The following is a 1,185-nucleotide window of genomic DNA, read 5'->3' on the forward strand; positions in this document are numbered from 1 at the left end:
GTGAGTCTTCCGAGCCTGCGTTGGCGGCGCTTGCGATGGTAGGTCCGTTCGATCCAAATCACGATCGCCATCCGCAGCTGCTCACGGGTAGACCACCGTTGCTGGTCGAGGACATTCTTCTGCAAGAGCGCGAAGAACGACTCCATCGCAGCGTTGTCTCCGCATGCACCAACCCTTCCCATTGATCCATGTAATCCATTGCGTGACAGTCGCTTTACGAACTTCTTAGACCGGAACTGGCTGCCGCGATCTGAGTGGACGATGGTGCCGGCCGGGTTGCGTTGATCGACGGCGTTTTGAAGTGCCCGGACCGCGAGTGAGGCCTTCATGCGGCTGTCGATCGAGTACCCGACGATCCTGTTCGAGTACAGGTCTTTGATCGCGCAGAGGTATAGCTTGCCCTCGTCGGTCCAGTGTTCGGTGATATCGGTCAGCCACACCTGGTTGGGTTCGTCGGCGGTGAACTTACGGCCGACGAGGTCATCGTGGACCGGCGGCCCCGACTTGCGGTTAAGCCCTCGCTTCTTGCTGAACACCGACCAAATCTGCTCCTGACTACACAGGCGCGCGACGCGGTTTTCGCCGGCGGTGATGCCGTGCTCAGGTAGTTCATCGGCGATGAACCGGTATCCGAACATGGGGTCGTCGGCGTGGATCTTGCGGGCGGCGTTGATCAGATGCGCATTGTCCCAGTCTCGTTGTGAGACGGGGTATTTACGCCACTTGTAGAAGGCTTGGGTGGAGAATCCGAGCACCCGGCAGGTCACTGTGACGGGGATTCCGTCGCCAGCAAGGTCGAGGACCAGCGGGTACATCATTTTGGGTTGACGTTTTGCGACAGATAGCCCACGGCCCGGCGCATCACCTCCGCTTCCTGCTCAAGGAGTTTGATCCGTTTGCGGGCCTCGCGCAGCTCAGCAGACTCATCGTGCTCCGACGATCCGGCCTGCCGGTTGGAGTGGTTGATTCCGTCCTCGTGGTCGGCGATCTTGAGCCAGCGCTGCAGACAGGTTTCTGAGATCCCGAAGTCTATGGCGACCTGACGCACCGTCGCCTCGCCCTTGCGGGCTACAGCGATCACATCGGCGCGGAACTCCTTCGGATAGGGCTTGGGCATGTCGAACATCCTTTCACCGTGAGATCAAATCTCACAGGTCAGATGTCAACCAAAGTGGGGGCAATCCC

Annotated in this window: 1 protein-coding gene; it reads right to left on the minus strand. The window is 59.6% G+C overall.

Features of this window, described 5'->3' with window-relative positions:
• Nucleotides 1-1,117, minus strand: a protein-coding gene (locus DFR67_RS30140; RefSeq protein WP_110473122.1) for an IS3 family transposase whose coding sequence is annotated in 2 segments (ribosomal slippage) — nt 1-820 and nt 820-1,117 — 1,118 coding nt annotated over the 2 segments. Because the reading frame shifts where the segments join, the coding sequence is not laid out codon by codon here. This gene is flagged as partial in the annotation.
• Nucleotides 1,118-1,185: the final 68 nt, after the last annotated feature.

The sequence above is a fragment of the Williamsia limnetica genome (genome assembly GCF_003217475.1).
Lineage (GTDB): Bacteria > Actinomycetota > Actinomycetes > Mycobacteriales > Mycobacteriaceae > Williamsia > Williamsia limnetica.